The sequence below is a fragment of the Agrobacterium genomosp. 13 str. CFBP 6927 genome (genome assembly GCA_900012615.1).
Classification (GTDB): domain Bacteria; phylum Pseudomonadota; class Alphaproteobacteria; order Rhizobiales; family Rhizobiaceae; genus Agrobacterium.
The window spans coordinates 2,104,194-2,120,741 of sequence record LT009757.1 but is presented as its reverse complement, the minus strand read 5'-3'; the positions used below and the strand labels follow the sequence as shown (position 1 = coordinate 2,120,741).

Below are 16,548 nucleotides of genomic sequence, written 5' to 3'. Positions count from 1 at the left end.
TTGCAGTTGCTTCGCTTCTGCTCAGAGAAGGTCGAAACGGTCGGCGTTCATCACCTTCGTCCAGGCGGCGATAAAATCGCGCACAAACTTTTCCCTGCTGTCGTCCTGCGCATAAACTTCCGCATAGGCGCGCAGGATGGAGTTGGAGCCGATCACGAGGTCCACGCGGGTCGCGGTGTATCTGGCTGCTCCGGTCTTGCGGTCACGAATCTCATAGAGATTGTTGCCGGTCGGAACCCAGGAATAGGCCATGTCCGTCAATGTCGTGAAGAAGTCGGTGGTGAGCGCACCGGGCTTCTGCGTGAACACGCCATGTGCCGCGCCGCCGTAATTGGCGCCGATGACGCGCAGGCCGCCGATGAGGACGGTCAATTCCGGCGCGGTGAGGCCGAGAAGCTGCGCCCTGTCGAGCAGAAGCTCTTCCGGGCTGACGACATAATCCTTCTTGACCCAGTTGCGGAAACCATCCGCCAGCGGCTCAAGCGGGGCAAAGCTGTCGGCGTCCGTCTGCTCGGCGGAAGCGTCGCCACGGCCGGCCGCGAAAGGCACGGCGATGTCGAAGCCGGCCGCTTTCGCCGCCTGTTCCACACCGTAATTGCCGGCCAGAACGATCACATCTGCGATGCTCGCGCCGGTTTCACGGGCAATCGGTTCCAGAACCGAGAGCACGCGGGAAAGACGGGCGGGCTCATTGCCTTCCCAGTCCTTCTGCGGTGCGAGGCGGATACGGGCACCATTGGCGCCGCCGCGATTGTCCGAGCCACGGAAGGTGCGGGCGCTGTCCCATGCGGTCGAGACCAGATCGGCAACGGGCAGACCGGAAGCAGCGATCTTCGCCTTGACGGCGGCAACGTCGTAGCTGGTGGAACCCGCCGGAATGGGATCCTGCCAGATCAAGTCCTCAGTCGGAACGTCGGGACCGATGTAACGGGCCTTCGGACCCATATCGCGGTGGGTCAGCTTGAACCAGGCGCGGGCAAAGACGTCGGAGAAATGGTCCTGGTCGTCCTTGAACTTCAGCGAAATCTCGCGGTAGATCGGATCGACCTTCAGCGCCATGTCGGCATCGGTCATCATCGGGATGGTGCGGATCGAGGGATCCTCGACGTCAACAGGCTTATCCTCTTCGGCAATGGTGATCGGCGCCCATTGCGATGCACCGGCGGGGCTGTGCGTCAATGTCCACTCATGCTTGAACAGCATGTCGAAGAAGCCATTGTCCCACTTGGTCGGTTCGCTCGTCCACGCACCTTCGATGCCGGACACCACGGTGTCACGACCAATGCCGCGGCCCTTGGTGTTGATCCAGCCGAGGCCCTGATATTCCGGGCCTGCGGCTTCCGGATCGGGGCTGAGATTGGCGGCGCTGCCATTGCCGTGCGATTTGCCGATGGTGTGGCCGCCGGCCGTCAGGGCAACGGTTTCCTCGTCGTCCATGCCCATGCGGGCAAAGGTCTCGCGCATCTGCGCCGCCGTCGCCAGCGGATCGGACTTGCCATTGACGCCTTCCGGGTTGACATAGATGAGGCCCATCTGCACGGCGGCAAGCGGGTTTTCCAGCGTCGCGGGCTTGGTCACGTCACCGTAACGGCCGTCGCTCGGCGCCAGCCATTCCTTCTCGTCACCCCAATAGGTGTCCTTTTCCGGAGCCCAGATATCTTCGCGGCCAAAGGCGAAGCCGAAGGTCTTCAGACCGGCGACGTCATAGGCAATGGTGCCGGCGAGCGCGATAAGGTCTGCCCAGGAAATCTTGTTGCCGTATTTCTTCTTGATCGGCCACAGCAGGCGGCGGCCCTTGTCGGTGTTGACATTGTCAGGCCAGGAATTGAGCGGCGCAAAGCGCTGGTTGCCGGTGTTGGCGCCGCCACGACCGTCCGTTACGCGGTAGGAGCCGGCCGCATGCCAGGTAACGCGGGCCATCATGCCCACATAGCTGCCCCAGTCGGCCGGCCACCATTCCTGGCTGTCGGTCATCAGGGCGCGCAGATCGGCCTTCAGGGCCTCGACGTCGAGCGTCTTCAGCGCTTCACGGTAGTTGAAGGAGGTGCCGAGCGGATTGGTCTTGGTGTCGTGCTGATGCAGGATGTCGAGGTTCAGCGCGTTCGGCCACCATTCGGTCACCGATTTACCGGAGGCCGTATTGCCTCCATGCATGACAGGACACTTGCCAGCCGGTTTTGAAGTTGCGTCCATTTCGCCCTCCGATGGGTTTAGCAATTAAACGAAATAATCAATGCGACATGTGCAGCATGTGGGAGCCAGAGCCCGGCAGGTCATCGCGATGGAAACCGTGCAGCGACGCTGGTGATCTTTCACAGCTACATCCTCTTTCTGTCATGAAGATGACTAACAGCCGGGTTCCATAATTTCCAATTGTATATTCTAAAGGCTGCGATATGCTGAGCTTATGATTGCGCTCTCCATGAAACATCTCCGTTATTTCGACGCCCTGGCCAAGATCGGCCATTTCGGTCGGGCGGCGGAAGCCTGCACCATTTCCCAGCCGGCACTTTCCTTGCAGATCCGGGAACTCGAGGAATTGATCGGCGCGCCGCTGGTTGAGCGGGGCAGCCGGCAGATCAGGCTCACCGCTCTTGGCGAGGAATTTGCCGAGCGTACCCGTTCAATCCTGCGCTCCGTGGATGAGTTGCAGGATCTGGCGCGGGCGCGGCACGGTCCTCTCAGCGGCCGCCTGCGCATCGGCGTCATTCCAACCGTCGCACCCTATCTTTTACCACAGGTCATCAAGACGCTCACCCGGCATTATCCCGGGCTGGAGGCGCGCCCGCGCGAGGCGGTGACGCAGAAGCTCATCGAAGACCTTCTGGAAGCACGGCTGGACATGGCGATCGTCGCCCTTCCGGTGTCCGAACCGTCGCTCGAAGAGGTTCCGCTGTTTTCTGAGGAATTCATTCTCGTGCGGCCGATGGAAGATGCGGGCATGCCGGTGCCGAGCGCCGACAAACTTGGCGAAATGCGCCTGCTGCTGCTGGAGGAAGGCCATTGTTTCCGCAATCAGGCGCTGTCTTTCTGCAGCACCACCAATGCGCCGCCGCGTGTGCTGATGGAGGGCAGCTCGCTCTCGACGCTGGTGCAGATGGTCGGCGCCGGTATCGGCGTCACGCTCATTCCGCAGATGGCGGTCGATATGGAAACCCGGCAATCCACCGTCTCGGTGTTCCGGCTGGCGGAACCGCGGCCCTCGCGAACCATCGGCATGGTGTGGCGCAAGAGCAATCCGCTTTCGGCGCAGTTTACCCACATTGCCGAGATCGTGCGCGAATGCGGCCTGCAGAAACTGGGGCTGTCCCCGTGAAGGCGGCCGAATCGACCGCCTTCACAAGCCTTGGAGATTGCCGATCCTACCTCGACGACGTTTTGGACTGCCTGTCCGTCCAATCGGGCGGCGCACCGAACTGGTCGGCCACCATGCCCCGCAAACCGCGTGAGCGGCCATAGGCGTCGCATTCGGCATATTTCGGTTGCCCACCCAATGCCGACCTCATGCGGTGGCCGGAAGGAATGGAAATGTCGAGACCATCGGATACCTTGCCGGTCACGAGAATGCGCGAGAAATAATTGGCGAAATCCGAGGCAAGCCCATAGGCATCGCCGATTTCCGAGACGCGGGCGCTGTCGGTAAAGGAATTTGCGCCCTTCGACCAGACAGCCGCCGCCCGCTGGACGCCCCCATTGTCCACCGCTTCCGCCTCGACGGCCAGGCCACCGAGACCGACGGGCAGACGCGGCACGCCGACCGGCAGGACGAGATTGCTGCCGAGCGATACGGCTGTCGACACTCCGGCCATTGTCTTGTCGGTCGGCACCAGATCGGTAATCACCGTCCGGACGGTCATGTCCGCCGGCTGGCCGGCGGCGGCAATCCGGTATTTATCGCTGAGGGCTACGCAGATGGCGCGGTCCAGCGCATTTGACACAAGGGTGCGGTCCTTCTCGGCCGTAATTTTCGACGAGGCGGCGAAGGAAAATGTGGTCGGCATGATGGCCACGGTTTTGACTGCGGCCAGCCCATTGGCATCCACGAAGGTGCGCGACTTGGTGAACTTGCCTTTGGCCGGGCTGAGCTGCGCATAGGAAGACAATGTACCGCCTTCCTGAAGCGGCACCGAGGCGCAGCCGGACATGATGATGGCGAAAGGCAAGGTGGCAAAGGCAACGCCACGGCGGCGCGGCGGCGTGTCGATTGAAGGCCGGGGAAACAGATTTCGCTGGTGTTTCACTGCATGTACTCCGGTTGGCATGATTGCCCCTGTGCCCAAACGTTACGACAGCAAAAATTGCGGCAACATTACAATCGCCCCTTGCGAAAACCGGCAGGCAGGCGCGGTCAGAAGCGAAGCCGAAAGGTGCTTCCGAAGGCGCTGCTTTCCAGCAGTATCTGGCCATTGTGGTTGGTGACGATCTGCTTGACGAGGCTGAGGCCAAGCCCCGCTCCCGTGCTGCGCGGCGTAACGCGATAGAATGGCTCGAATATCCGTTCCTGCTGGTCTTCGGCTATTCCCTGCCCTTCATCGGCAATGGCGATCTCGCCATTTGCAAGCACCGACACATGGATCGTTCCCCTGTTTCCGCCATGATCAATGGCGTTTCGGACGATATTGCTGATCGCGCGCGGCAAGGTGAAGGGGTTGGCCTGCATCTCGTATCGCGCGATCTGCGTGTCGAAGGAGATGTCGTAACCCGCCGAGAGCGCGAGCGGCGCGAGATCGGCAACGACGGTGCGCACCATCTCGACAAGGTCCACCGTCTCCCGCCGGTCGTTCACCTGATCGTTTCGCTCGAAGGCAAGAAGCTGCTCGGCGGTTTCGCCAAGCCGGGCGACATCCGCCATCAAACGCTGCCGTTCCGGCCCGGGTAAGCCCTCTATCCTGGTCTGCATGATGGCAATCGGTGTTCTAAGCTCATGCGCCGCGTCGATAAGGAACCGTTGCCGCGCCCGGAATTGCTCCTCCAGCCGCTCAAGAATGCTGTTGAAGGAAAGGATGAGCGGCACGACTTCCCGCGGCACATCTTCGACGGGAAGCTTCGAACCGCCACGCCGGGGATCGATCTCTGGAGCTTTTTTGACGACGGAACTAAGACCGGCAAGCGCTCGACGCACGATACGGGGAACGGAAAAGAATACGGCCGGCAGGATGACGGCCAGCAAGGGAACGTAAATTTTGTAGGTTTCGGTAAGAAGCGTCAGAAACTGCGCCCTGACATGCGTAGTTCCACCAAACATGACCCTGACAGGACCCCACCTCGTCTCCATGCTTTCAACCAGTGCGGTCTCGGAAATACCATTACCGCCGCGAATATCAGCATCTGTCATCAGATAAAGGTATCGCGACAAATCGGCATAAACGGCTGGCACGGCACCATAGGTCGCTACCCGCCCATCCAGCGTCGACGCCACGAACCAGAGGGTTGTGTTTTGCGCCTTCAAGGCCTGCAGCGTCGGGCCATCGGTAACGACCAGTCCATTTTCCGGATCGAGTGAAAGCGACTCATCAATTGTTGCCGACAGGTCGTCCCAGAGCGCAATATTCGGAGAAAGGATCATTAACCCGTAAACACAGAGCCCGACGATAACCACGGCGATCATGGCGGCGACGACGATGCTGAGCTGCCAGCTTAATTGCCACCATAGTGAAGGGTTGGATTTGCCTCGCGCGCTCATCGCTCTTCCTTCAGGAGATAACCGACGCCGCGAATATTGTGCACGCTAACTCCTGCCGAAGCGTCGAGCAGTCGTTTTCGCAGCCGCGATATATGCGCGTCGAGCGCATTGGACTGGATTTCCTCCTCGTAATTGTAGACCGCAGCCTCGAGCGTCGAACGCAGCACGGATTTGCCTTTTCGTTTCGCCAGAGCGACCAGTATCATGAGCTCGCGCCTTGGCAGGTCAAACGGCATCGAATTGATCGTGACGCTGAGGTGGAGCGGATCGATCACGATCCGGCCGGCCGCAACCTGCGTTGGGGCCACACTTGCCGGCCGTCTCAGAACCGCACGCACCCGCGCCAGAAGCTCGCCGACGAGGAACGGCTTGCCCAGATAGTCGTCGGCCCCGCCGTCCAGTCCGGCAATCCGCTCTTCCGGCTCGTTCATTGCCGTCAACAGGATGATTGGCGTGTCGATGCCGGCCCGGCGCAGCTGCGGAATGAAGGTGAGCCCTTCCCCGTCGGGCAGGCGACGGTCGAGCAGGATGGCGTCGTAGACATGCTGGCGCGTCAGTTCCATCGCATCGCCGAGCCACACCGTATGGTCGATGACGATGCCCTGCCTGCCGAGCGTTGCCGTCAGCGCATCCGCCATTTCCTGTTCGTCTTCAATCAATAGAAGTCTCATTCACCACCGTCCCTTCGCCATCCCTTGTCTGCCAGAAAGGTTGCGGCAGTATTGCGGCAAGGACCGCGCGGCAGGGTAATGCTGCTGCAATTGTGGGGGCCTATCCATAAGCCATCAGCCTGCAAGACAGGCGACATGATCGCGACAAGCGGTCTCAGGATGCGTTTTGCCTGGAGGATTATGGTATGTGGATGAAGAGAACGATCAAGGCGGGGATAGCGCTTGCAGGCTGCGCCCTCGTAGTCACGGCGCTCGACCCCGCGCGCGGGAGCGTCGATGCAAATGAGCGCGCCAAGGGCATTGTCGCGGCCGCCTCGATGAGCCCGGCCGGCATCCCGTTCGAGCTGACGGCAGCGGAAATAGCAAAGATCGGCACGCGCGCGATGGCGGAGCGGCTCAGCATCAGCGGCGAGCTTCAGCCTGTCAGCCGCGTCGTGATCCGCGCCCGCGAGGCCGGAAAAATTCTCGACGTGAACGTCCGGGAAGGACAGGCGGTGCGGGCGGGCGACGTGCTCGTGCGTTTCGAAACCGACGAGCTGCAATCGACGCTGCTGCTGCGCCAAAGCGATTGCGATGCGGCCGAGGCCGAGCTGACGCTGGCGATGCAGGCTTTGACCCGAACCGAACAGCTTGCTTCGAAAAATGTCGCGTCGGCGGAACAGCTCGACAAGGCGAAAAGCGATGTCGTGGTGAAGACGGCAAGGGTCCAGAGCCTTTCGGCGCAGGTGGATATCGCCCGCCTTGCCCTGCGCAATGCCGAAATCCGCGCGCCTTTCGATGGCACCGTCACCCGCAGGTTGGCCGAGCCGGGGTCTCGTGTCGGGGGCGATGGCGAACTTCTCACATTGGTCGATACCAGCATGCTGGAGGCGAAGGTTCTCGTCGCCACACGCGACATTCCACGTGTCGCCCTTGGCCAGACGGCGGAACTGGAGATTGACGGCCTCGGCGGCCAGACCGTCAGAAGCACCGTCGAGCGCATCAGCCCGGTTGCCGAGGATGGTACGCGGTTCGTCACCGTCTACCTGCGGTTTGCCAATCGCAACGGGCAATTATGGGGCGGAATGTTCGCAAGCGGCTCGATCCTCGTGCGCGAAAAGAACGATGCGCTCGTCGTTCCCGCAATCGCGCTTCGCAAGGACGAGACCGGTTACCACGTCCTCAAGGTCCTGAACGGCCATCTTCGCCGCCAGACGGTGGCGGTGGGGCCGCGCTGGAACGGCGGCAGCCTGATCGAGATCGGCGCAGGGCTGACCGACGGTGAAACGATCCTGACCGCGCCGCTTCCCGAATTGCAGCCCGACATGGCTGTCACCATCGAGAAGACAGGCTGAGATGTTCTTGACCCGCATATCCGTCGCCCATCCCGTTTTCGCAACCATGATGATGGTGGCGCTTCTGGTCATCGGCGCCTTTTCGCTGCAGCGGCTGGGGCTCGATCAATATCCGAATGTCGACGTTCCCGTCGTGGTCGTGGTCACCGCCTATCCGGGTGCCACGCCGGAAACGGTGGAGACGGAAGTGACGCGACCGGTCGAGGATGCGCTGAATGCCATAGGCGGCCTCGACGAGATCAACTCGACCTCTTACGAAGGACGCTCCGTCGTCGTCGCGAAATTCAAGCTCGAGGTTAAAAGTGCCGCGGCCGCGCAGGATGTGCGCGACAAGGTCGCCGCCATCGAGGCGAATTTCCCCGAGGATGTCAAAAAACCGGTCATCTCGCGGTTCGACCCGGCCGCCGAGCCGATCCTGTCTCTGGCGATCAGTTCGACATCGCTCGACGTACCCGCGCTCAGCACCCTTGCCGACCAGAAGGTATTGCGGCAACTGACGACCGTTGCCGGCGTCGGGCAGGCAACGCTGGTCGGCGCCCGCAAGCGGCAGATCGATGTCACGGTCGACGACACGCGCATGCGCGCGCTCAAGGTGGGCATCAATGACGTGATAAACGCGCTGCGCACCGGCAACGGCAACAGCCCGGCTGGAAGCGTCATCGACACTGTTTCAGAACGCACGGTGCAGGTGCGGGGCCGCATCGAGGACCCGCAGGCGCTGCTGGACATGGTGGTCGCAAGGCGTGGCGGCGCGGCCATCTACCTTCGCGATGTCGCCTCGATCTCCGAAGGCGCCGCCGATCCTGAAAACCGCGCCCTCTATAATGGCCAGACGGCGCTGGCGATCGACATCGTCAAGGTTCAGGACGCCAATACGGTTCAGGTCGTGACGGATGTGAGGCAGCGCCTCGAAGCGCTCAATGCCGAGCTCGCCCCGAAAAACGTGCAATTGCGCATCGTTACGGACTCTTCGGTTCCCATCCGGGAATCCGTCACCCAGGTGCAGATGACCCTGATCGAGGGAGCCGCCCTTGCCGTCGCCATCGTCTTTCTGTTTCTCAATTCCTGGCGCAGCACGGTGATCACCGGGCTGACATTGCCGATTGCGATCATCGGCACGCTCGCGGTCATCGATCTGCTCGGCTTTACGCTCAATACGCTGAGCCTCCTGGCATTGACGCTTTCCATCGGCATTCTGGTGGATGACGCCATTGTCGTGCGCGAAAACATCACCCGCCACCTGCATATGGGGAAATCCCATATCCGCGCGGCACTCGACGGCACGAATGAAATCGGGCTTGCGGTAATCGCGACAACGGCAACCATCGTGGCGGTCTTTTTGCCGGTCGCCTTCATGGATGGCATTATCGGCCGGTTTTTCTACCAGTTCGGCGTCACCGTGTCGGCTGCCGTGCTGATCTCGCTTTTCGTCGCCTTCACGCTCGATCCGATGCTGTCGAGCCTCTGGTACGATCCGGATTCGCAACCCAACGCCCGGCGTGGCCTGATCGGCCGGCTGATCGCGCGTTTCGACAGCGGCTTCGAATGGCTCGCCGAGCGATACCGGCTTGCGATCGGCTGGACATTGCGCCACCGGCTCATCACCCTGCTTTCGACGGTGGGCATCTTTGTCGGCAGCCTGTTCATGGTGCCGCTGGTCGGCACGGAATTTGTGCCGAATACGGATGAGGGCCGCTTCCAGATCAATATTACCGCACCGGTCGGCTCCTCGCTGGATTACACGACGGCGAAAGTGCGGCAGGTCGAGAAGGCGCTCAGGGAATTCCCGGAGGTGGAGATGGTTTACTCCACCGTCAATACCGGCGGTGCCGCCGGCAAACATCGCGCCGCCATTCAGGTCGGGCTGGTGCCGCTTTCAGCGCGCACGCGAACCCCGGTCTCGCTGGCCGAGCCGATCCGCAACCGCCTGTCGGCCATACCGGGCATTGAAGTCACGATCCTGCAGAACGGCCTGGGCGGCGGCGAAAGTCCGGTGCAGCTCAGCATCCTCGGCGACGACCGGGCCGTCCTTGAAAAAATCGCCACCGGTCTCATGGAAGACATGAAAAAAATCCCCGGCCTCGTTGATGTGACCTCCAGCGCCAGGGACGTGACCTCGATCCTTTCCGTGCGTCTCAAACGCGATGCGGCAAGCGATCTTGGCATTTCCAGATCCGATCTGGCCGCCGCACTCTCTCCGCTCGTCGCTGGCGAGGACGTCTCGAAATGGACGGATGCCGACGGCAACAGCTACGACATCGTCGTGCGCCTGCCCGGTGAGCGGCGTTCCGATATGACGGCACTCGGTGAATTGATGATTGCGACCAGCCGCATCGCATCGAACGGCGCACCGCAGATGGTGCGTCTCGATCAGGTCGCCGATATCGCCACCGTGCCGGCGCCCGCCGAAATCCGCCGCATCGAGAACCGACGCGAAGTGCTGGTTTCGGCCAATGTCAGCGGCCGCACGCTTGGGGACGTGACAAATGCGTTGCAGAGCCTGACCGCCTCCCGCGATCTGCCTGACGGTTACCGCATCCGCTTCGGCGGCGAAGCCGAAACCATGCAGGAAACGGTTGGGCACATGGTCAAGGCGCTCGTCATGGCGGTCATCTTCATTTACATCGTGCTCGCCTCGCAATTTGGCAGTTTCCTGCAACCGCTCGCCATCATGGCGTCGCTACCGCTGTCTCTCATCGGCGTCATCCTCGGATTGATGGTGGCCGGCAGCACGATCAACATGTTCTCGCTGATCGGTTTCATCATGCTGATGGGCCTCGTTACCAAGAACGGCATATTGCTGGTCGATTTCGCCAATCGCGAAAGAAAACGGGGACTGTCGCTGAACGAGGCGCTCGCAAGCGCCGGCGTCATCCGCTTCCGTCCGATCGTCATGACGACGCTTGCAATGATCGCCGGCATGATCCCGCTTGGTCTCGCCATTGGCGGTGGCGGGGCGCAGCGCGCGCCGATGGCGCATGCGGTGGTCGGCGGCCTCATCAGCTCCACCCTGCTCACCCTGATCGTCGTGCCGGTGATCCTGTCCTATATTGACAGCATCACCCGGCGTTTCGCCCGCCTGCTGCCGAAAGCGCCGGATGAGACGGGCGAAACCGGATTGGCAGACCATCCGGTATCACCGTCGCAGACTTGACCACAGGATTTGCGGTCAGGGCCTGTCCTCCGTCTGGCGCTTCTTTTTGCCCTTCGGGCGAAAATCGACCAGGAGCGACTTCAGCTCAATTTCCCGGACGCGTCTTGCCGCCTCGTCCGGGCGAACCCATTCCACGAGGCGTTCGCCGCGCTCCTTGAAACTCGTTTCTTCCCCGGTCACCTCGATCTGGAAGACATCCACGACACAGGGAACGACATCGCCATTGTCGAGCATCTTGAGATAGGTGTAGCGGCCGACCGCATCTTTTTTGACCCGGCCGCGCACGCCCGCCTCCTCCCATGCCTCGATCGCGGCCGCCTCGTGCGGTTTCTTGCGTTTCATCGGCCAGCCGCGCGGAATGATCCAGCGCGCCGTGACGCGGGAGGTGACGACAAGGATTTCGATCTCTTCGCCGCTGCCGCCATAACGGAAGCACAGGGCGGCATATTGCTGCCGGAAAGCGCCGGTGAAGAGCTTTTCGGGAACAGCAGCGAGTTGCTGAAGTAATGTCAGGGGACGCGCCGGGCGGGCTTTCCGGCTTTTCTTCGTGGATTTCATATCCGTTGATAGTGCTGATTTTCCGGGTTGCATCAATGCCCCGCGTGCATTTATGACAGTTTTATGACAATTACCCCCCACAACATAAATAGCGCCATTGAGGGCCAATTCGCATGATGAGCATTTTCCGCAAGCTGATGCCGCGCGAGGACCGTTTCTTCGACATGTTTAGCAAACATTCGGAAACGGTCGTCAAGGCGGCAGCAGCTCTGGACCACCTTTTGAGCGGCGTCGACGTCGAGAAAAACTGCGACCTCATCGTCGCCCTCGAAGACCAGGCGGACGACATTACCCGCGACGTTCTGCTTGCCGTGCGCCGCAGCTTCATTACACCTTTCGACCGTGGCGACATCAAGGATCTCATCCAGTCCATGGATGACGCCATCGACATGATGCACAAGACGGTCAAAACCATTCGCCTGTTCGAGCAAACCGAATTCGACCCGCTGATGCGGGAGATGGGCCATGAAATCGTGCGTGCGGCAAACCTCATTGCCGAAGCCATCCCGCTTCTCAACAAGGTCGGCACCAATGCGCAGCGCCTGTCGGCGATTGCCGAAGAAGTTACCCGCGTCGAAGGCCGCTCCGACGAGCTTCACGATCAGGGTCTGAAGGACCTCTTCCGGCGCCATGGCGCCGCCGGCGATGCCATGGCCTATATGATCGGCAGCGAGATCTACGGCGAACTCGAAAAGGTCGTCGACCGCTTCGAGGATGTGGCCAACGAGATCAGCGGCATCGTTATCGAGAACGTCTGATGGAAGTCGCGCTTGCACTGCCGCTGCTTGTCGGCCTCATCGCCATCGCGCTGTTCTTCGATTTTCTGAACGGTCTCCACGACGCCGCAAATTCCATCGCCACCATTGTCTCCACCCGCGTGCTGCGCCCGCAATATGCGGTGGCGTGGGCGGCCTTCTTCAATTTCATCGCCTTCCTGTTCTTCGGCCTGCATGTGGCCGAAACGCTCGGCACCGGCATCATCGATCCCGGCATCGTTTCGCCGCAGGTCATCTTCGCGGCGCTGATGGGCGCCATCGTCTGGAACATCGTCACCTGGATTTTCGGAATCCCCTCCAGCTCGTCGCATGCGCTGATCGGCGGTCTCGTCGGCGCGGGATTTGCCAAGGTCGGTTTCAATTCCATCGTCTGGTCGGGTCTGCTGAAAACCGTGGGTGCGATCTTCATGTCGCCCGCCATCGGCTTCTTCCTGGCCCTGCTGCTGGTTCTCGCCGTGTCCTGGCTGTTCGTACGCCAGACGCCCTTTGCGGTGGATCGCACGTTCCGCGTCATGCAGTTCATCTCCGCCTCGCTCTACTCTCTCGGCCATGGCGGCAACGATGCGCAGAAGACCATGGGCATCATCGCCGTGCTGCTGTTCAGCCAGGGGCATCTGGGCAACAGCTTCTATGTGCCGTTCTGGGTGGTCATCTCCTGCCAGTCGGCCATGGCGCTCGGCACGCTGTTCGGCGGCTGGCGCATCGTGCACACCATGGGCTCGAAAATCACCCGCCTGAACCCGATGCAGGGTTTCTGCGCCGAAACCGGTGGTGCGCTGACGCTGTTCGGCGCAACGTGGCTCGGCATTCCGGTGTCGACCACCCATACGATCACGGGCGCCATTATCGGCGTCGGCGCCGCCCGCCGCGTTTCGGCGGTGCGTTGGGGCCTTGCCGGCAACATCGTCATCGCCTGGGTCGTGACCATGCCGGCCGCTGCCCTCATATCCGCAGCCGTCTATGGGCTGACATCGCTGTTCGGCTGACACCTGAGCCGCTTGCGATTTGCCAAGGCTCCCGGAACAAAAGCCACCCTGTGGCTGTTTGATCCGGGAGACAGGGGCGACGAAGCGGATCGTGGATCATGGCACGGCAGGTTTTCTGGAAAGGTTATCTGAAGCTGTCACTGGTGACGGCCTCCGTTTCGCTGACGCCCGCCACCACCGACAGCAACAAATACCGCTTCCATATTCTCAATCGCAAGACTGGCAATCGCGTCGAAAGCCACTATGTCGACAGCGTCACCCACAAGCCGGTGGCTGCAAAAAACCAGGTGAAGGGTTTCCCCCGCGCCGAGGATGACTATGTGCTGCTGGAGGATGACGAGATCGATTCCGTGGCGCTCGAAAGCACCCGCACCATCGACATCAAGACCTTCGTTCCCACGGGTTCCATCGACTGGATCTGGTACGATCGTCCCCACTTCCTGCGCCCGGAGGACAAGATCGGCGCGGAAGCCTTCAGCGTCATCCGGGAAGCCATGTCGGCGAATGGTGTTGTCGGCATCGCCCGGCTCGTTCTCTATCGCCATGAAAGGGCGGTGCTGCTGGAACCTTCCGGCAAGGGCATCATCCTCTGGACGCTGCATTATGGCGAGGAAGTGCGCGAAAGCATCGACGCGCTGGACCCGAAGATGAAGATCGAAAAGCCACTGCTGGACGCGATGGAGAAACGCATCGACAAGCAGATGACCGGGTGGAAGCCGACACTGGTGCAGGATCCGATCCAGAAAAAGATCAGCGCCCTGCTGAAAACCAAGAGCAAGGCTGCCCCCTCCCCGGAAAAGAAGACCGGCGCGAAAGCGCGCGCAGGCGGCAATGTCATCAACATCATGGATGCGTTGAAGAAAAGCCTCGCCGCAGACAAAAGAAACTAGCCTTCAGCGCGCCTTTTTCGGCAGCGGCCGGGCGGCGGCGAAAAAGCCGTCCCATGGGTCCTTCTTCAGATTGGAAAGTCTCGCCGCGATATTTTTGACGGTAAAATGCGCCGGACCGATCTCGCCGGAGAGTTCCGCCCATTCGATTGGCGCTGAAATGGCGGCCCCCGGCCGGGCACGCGTCGAATAGGGCGCGACAGCCGTATTGCCCCTGCCATTGCGCAGATAATCGAGGAAGATGCGGCCCTGGCGTTTCGCCTTGGTTGCCACCGAGAGGTATTTTTCCGGCTCTGCCATGGCCATGTCATCCGCCATGGCCTTTGCAAAGGCCTTCAGGGCTGGCCATCCCGCTTCCGGTTTCAACGGTGCGACGACATGCAGTCCCTTGCCGCCGGAGGTTTTCACGAAGGCGGCAAGGCCGGCCTCTTCGAAACGCCGTTTCAGTTCCAGTGCGGAATCGATCACCTCCTGCCACGACACATCCTCGCCGGGGTCGATATCCATGGTGATCATGTCGGGCTTTTCCCAGTTCGCGGTTGTCGCGCCCCATGGGTGGATTTCAAGCGCGGCGGATTGCACCAGCGCCATCATGCCGTCGAAATCGGCAATCCGGATCAGCGGTTCGCCAGCCTTGTCCTTCGGATCCCTGATCTGTTCGATCGCCTTGTTGACACCGCGCCAGGCATGTTTCTGAAAAAAACGCTGCCCGTCGATCCCTTCGGGACAACGCAGCAATGCCAGAGGGCGGTTGACGACGAAAGGAGCCATATAGCGCCAGACCTGCGTGTAATAATCGGCAAGCCCTTCCTTGGTCACGCCGTCATCCGGCCAATAAAGCCGGTCCGGATGGGTGAACTTGATCTTTGACTGCGGCGTCCCTTGTTCCGACACTGCTTTTTCCTCCCGTTCGATTTCCCCCGCCGGTTTATCCTCCCGCAGGCCCCGGAAAGATGCATGACGCAGATTGCCATCCGCGGACCATGCCCGAAACTCCACTTCGGCCACCAGTTCCGGCCGGACGAAATGGAGGTCGCGGCGGGCAAGTGCCGTCAGCTTTTCGGAAAAAGGGCTCTCCCTCCTGTCCAGTGGCGTCAGGCGGCCAAGCAGCATTTCGGCGACTTCAGCGGTGTAGCCGGTGCCGACGCGCCCGACATGCCGCAGCTTGCCGTCCTCATGGACCCCGAGCGCCAGAGAGCCGATGGCATGGTCCGAACTGGAAGACAGGGTATAGCCGCCGATCACGAATTCCTGGCGCATCGCGCATTTGGATTTCACCCAGCTGCCCTTGCGACCGGAGACATATTTGCTGTCCCTGACCTTGGAGATGACACCCTCAAGGCTGAGGCGGCAGGCATGGTCGAGCACAAGCCCACCGTTTTCCTCGAAATGTTCGCTGTAGCGAAGATGACGGTTGCCGGCGGGCAGCAGCTTTTCGAGCAGCGCCTTGCGATCCATCAGCGCCGCGCCACGCAGATCCGTGCCATCCAGATAGATCAGGTCGAAGGCGTAAAAAACGAAGCGGTCGCTGCGCCCTTCGCTCAAATCCTGTTGCAAGGCCGAAAAATCCGAGGCGCCGCTCTCCCGCTCAACCACGATTTCGCCGTCGATCAGCAGCGTTTCCGCCGGCAGCGCCTTGAGCGCGGCTGCCACGGTGTCACCGAACTTCTCGGTCCAGTCCAATCCGGTGCGGGTCAAAAGCTGTAGTTTGCCATGGTCGATACGGGCCTGCAGGCGATAGCCGTCGAACTTGATCTCATGCAGCCAGCGCGAACCTTCGGGTGGCCGGGGTTTCAGCGTCGCCAGCGCCGGCGGCACGAAGGATGGCAACGCCTGTTTGCGCGCGCCTTTGGGCAGGGCGTGAGCCTGCTTTTGCCCCGAGGAAGAGCTTGCGGCTTTTTTCGATACGGGTTTGGAATTCCAGGTGTCCTTCGGACTGGCCGCAACCTCCTCAACGCTGCGCCCGGTCTTTACCGATTCCGGCCGCTCCTCCAGTATATCCACACTGCCATCATGCCTTGCCTCCTCGTCGTCGCCTTTGATCAGCAGCCAGTTCTCGCGGCTTTCGCCGGGCTTTCCATGCATGCGCACAAGGTGCCAGCGGCCTTTGAGCTTTTCGCCTTCCAGTTCGAATTCGAGATGGCCTTTGCGGTAGCCCTTCTTCGCGTCGCCGATCGGGTGCCAGATCCCACGATCCCAGACAATGACGGTGCCGCCGCCATATTGTCCTTTCGGGATGACACCCTCGAAATCGCCATAACTTAAGGGATGGTCCTCGACATGCACGGCAAGGCGCTTGTCTTCCGGGTCGAGGCTCGGCCCCCGCGTTACCGCCCAGCTTTTAAGGACGCCGTCCATCTCCAGCCGGAAATCGTAATGCAGGCGGCGGGCATCGTGCTTCTGTATGACGAAACTCGATCCCTTGAATTCGGCCTTCGCGCCTTTCGGCTCCGGTGTCTTGTCGAAACTGCGTTTGGCATTGTAGGTCTGCAACCCCAT

The 16,548-nt window shown here is 61.1% G+C and carries 12 protein-coding genes; 6 read left to right on the top strand and 6 right to left on the bottom strand.

Annotated elements, in window-relative coordinates; genetic code table 11:
* Window positions 1–21: 21 nt before the first annotated feature.
* Window positions 22–2,193: a catalase/peroxidase HPI gene (gene katG / locus AGR13A_RS23890; RefSeq protein ID WP_080840031.1), complete on the bottom strand. Its 2,172-nt coding sequence runs from the start codon at window positions 2,191–2,193 to the stop codon at window positions 22–24.
* 214 nt (window positions 2,194–2,407) lie between these two features.
* Between katG and AGR13A_RS23885 the strand changes: the two genes are divergently transcribed.
* Complete coding sequence (locus tag AGR13A_RS23885) at window positions 2,408–3,316, top strand: hydrogen peroxide-inducible genes activator (RefSeq protein WP_080840029.1); 909 nt, start codon at window positions 2,408–2,410, stop codon at window positions 3,314–3,316.
* Window positions 3,317–3,362: 46 nt separating this feature from the next.
* Here AGR13A_RS23885 and AGR13A_RS23880 read toward each other — a convergent pair whose 3' ends face one another.
* The 3 genes from AGR13A_RS23880 to AGR13A_RS23870 form a co-directional block, all read right to left on the bottom strand.
* On the bottom strand, window positions 3,363–4,241 hold the full coding sequence (locus AGR13A_RS23880; protein ID WP_139786123.1) for a DUF3313 domain-containing protein: 879 nt from the start codon (window positions 4,239–4,241) through the stop codon (window positions 3,363–3,365).
* A gap of 107 nt (window positions 4,242–4,348) precedes the next feature.
* Complete coding sequence (locus AGR13A_RS23875; RefSeq protein WP_080840024.1) at window positions 4,349–5,683, bottom strand: sensor histidine kinase; 1,335 nt, start codon at window positions 5,681–5,683, stop codon at window positions 4,349–4,351.
* Complete coding sequence (locus AGR13A_RS23870) at window positions 5,680–6,354, bottom strand: response regulator transcription factor (RefSeq protein ID WP_035224831.1); 675 nt, start codon at window positions 6,352–6,354, stop codon at window positions 5,680–5,682. The genes AGR13A_RS23875 and AGR13A_RS23870 overlap by 4 nt, the downstream gene beginning before the upstream one ends.
* A gap of 185 nt (window positions 6,355–6,539) precedes the next feature.
* On the opposite strand from AGR13A_RS23870, the gene AGR13A_RS23865 reads away from it, so the two are divergent.
* Window positions 6,540–7,688, top strand: a complete 1,149-nt coding sequence (locus AGR13A_RS23865) for an efflux RND transporter periplasmic adaptor subunit (RefSeq protein ID WP_080840022.1) — start codon at window positions 6,540–6,542, stop codon at window positions 7,686–7,688.
* A 1-nt stretch (window position 7,689) separates the two neighbouring features.
* Window positions 7,690–10,842: an efflux RND transporter permease subunit gene (locus AGR13A_RS23860; protein ID WP_080840020.1), complete on the top strand. Its 3,153-nt coding sequence runs from the start codon at window positions 7,690–7,692 to the stop codon at window positions 10,840–10,842.
* Window positions 10,843–10,857: 15 nt separating this feature from the next.
* Here the strand turns inward: AGR13A_RS23860 and AGR13A_RS23855 are convergent, their stop codons facing one another.
* Window positions 10,858–11,400 carry an NUDIX hydrolase gene (locus AGR13A_RS23855; RefSeq protein ID WP_080840018.1) on the bottom strand — a complete coding sequence of 181 codons (543 nt, stop codon included), beginning with the start codon at window positions 11,398–11,400 and terminating at the stop codon, window positions 10,858–10,860.
* 113 nt (window positions 11,401–11,513) lie between these two features.
* Between AGR13A_RS23855 and AGR13A_RS23850 the strand changes: the two genes are divergently transcribed.
* The 3 genes from AGR13A_RS23850 (at window position 11,514) to ku (ending at window position 14,052) form a co-directional block, all read left to right on the top strand.
* Window positions 11,514–12,158, top strand: coding sequence for a DUF47 domain-containing protein (locus AGR13A_RS23850; RefSeq protein ID WP_035224821.1), 645 nt, complete (start codon window positions 11,514–11,516; stop codon window positions 12,156–12,158).
* Window positions 12,158–13,162: an inorganic phosphate transporter gene (locus AGR13A_RS23845; protein ID WP_080840016.1), complete on the top strand. Its 1,005-nt coding sequence runs from the start codon at window positions 12,158–12,160 to the stop codon at window positions 13,160–13,162. The genes AGR13A_RS23850 and AGR13A_RS23845 overlap by 1 nt, the downstream gene beginning before the upstream one ends.
* A 98-nt stretch (window positions 13,163–13,260) precedes the next feature.
* Complete coding sequence (ku, locus tag AGR13A_RS23840; RefSeq protein WP_080840014.1) at window positions 13,261–14,052, top strand: non-homologous end joining protein Ku; 792 nt, start codon at window positions 13,261–13,263, stop codon at window positions 14,050–14,052.
* A 3-nt stretch (window positions 14,053–14,055) separates the two neighbouring features.
* On the opposite strand, the gene ligD is transcribed toward ku, so the two are convergent.
* On the bottom strand, window positions 14,056–16,548 hold the full coding sequence (ligD, locus tag AGR13A_RS23835; protein ID WP_080840013.1) for a DNA ligase D: 2,493 nt from the start codon (window positions 16,546–16,548) through the stop codon (window positions 14,056–14,058).

Excerpts from the sequence above, each read along its gene's own strand:
- katG (WP_080840031.1), bottom strand. The coding sequence starts at position 2,193 with ATGGACGCAACTTCAAAACCGGCTGGCAAGTGTCCTGTCATGCATGGA.
- AGR13A_RS23885 (WP_080840029.1), top strand. The coding sequence starts at position 2,408 with ATGATTGCGCTCTCCATGAAACATCTCCGTTATTTCGACGCCCTGGCC.
- AGR13A_RS23875 (WP_080840024.1), bottom strand. The coding sequence starts at position 5,683 with ATGAGCGCGCGAGGCAAATCCAACCCTTCACTATGGTGGCAATTAAGC.
- AGR13A_RS23870 (WP_035224831.1), bottom strand. The coding sequence starts at position 6,354 with ATGAGACTTCTATTGATTGAAGACGAACAGGAAATGGCGGATGCGCTG.
- AGR13A_RS23865 (WP_080840022.1), top strand. The coding sequence starts at position 6,540 with ATGTGGATGAAGAGAACGATCAAGGCGGGGATAGCGCTTGCAGGCTGC.
- AGR13A_RS23860 (WP_080840020.1), top strand. The coding sequence starts at position 7,690 with ATGTTCTTGACCCGCATATCCGTCGCCCATCCCGTTTTCGCAACCATG.
- AGR13A_RS23855 (WP_080840018.1), bottom strand. The coding sequence starts at position 11,400 with ATGAAATCCACGAAGAAAAGCCGGAAAGCCCGCCCGGCGCGTCCCCTG.
- AGR13A_RS23850 (WP_035224821.1), top strand. The coding sequence starts at position 11,514 with ATGATGAGCATTTTCCGCAAGCTGATGCCGCGCGAGGACCGTTTCTTC.
- AGR13A_RS23845 (WP_080840016.1), top strand. The coding sequence starts at position 12,158 with ATGGAAGTCGCGCTTGCACTGCCGCTGCTTGTCGGCCTCATCGCCATC.
- ku (WP_080840014.1), top strand. The coding sequence starts at position 13,261 with ATGGCACGGCAGGTTTTCTGGAAAGGTTATCTGAAGCTGTCACTGGTG.
- ligD (WP_080840013.1), bottom strand. The coding sequence starts at position 16,548 with ATGGGGTTGCAGACCTACAATGCCAAACGCAGTTTCGACAAGACACCG.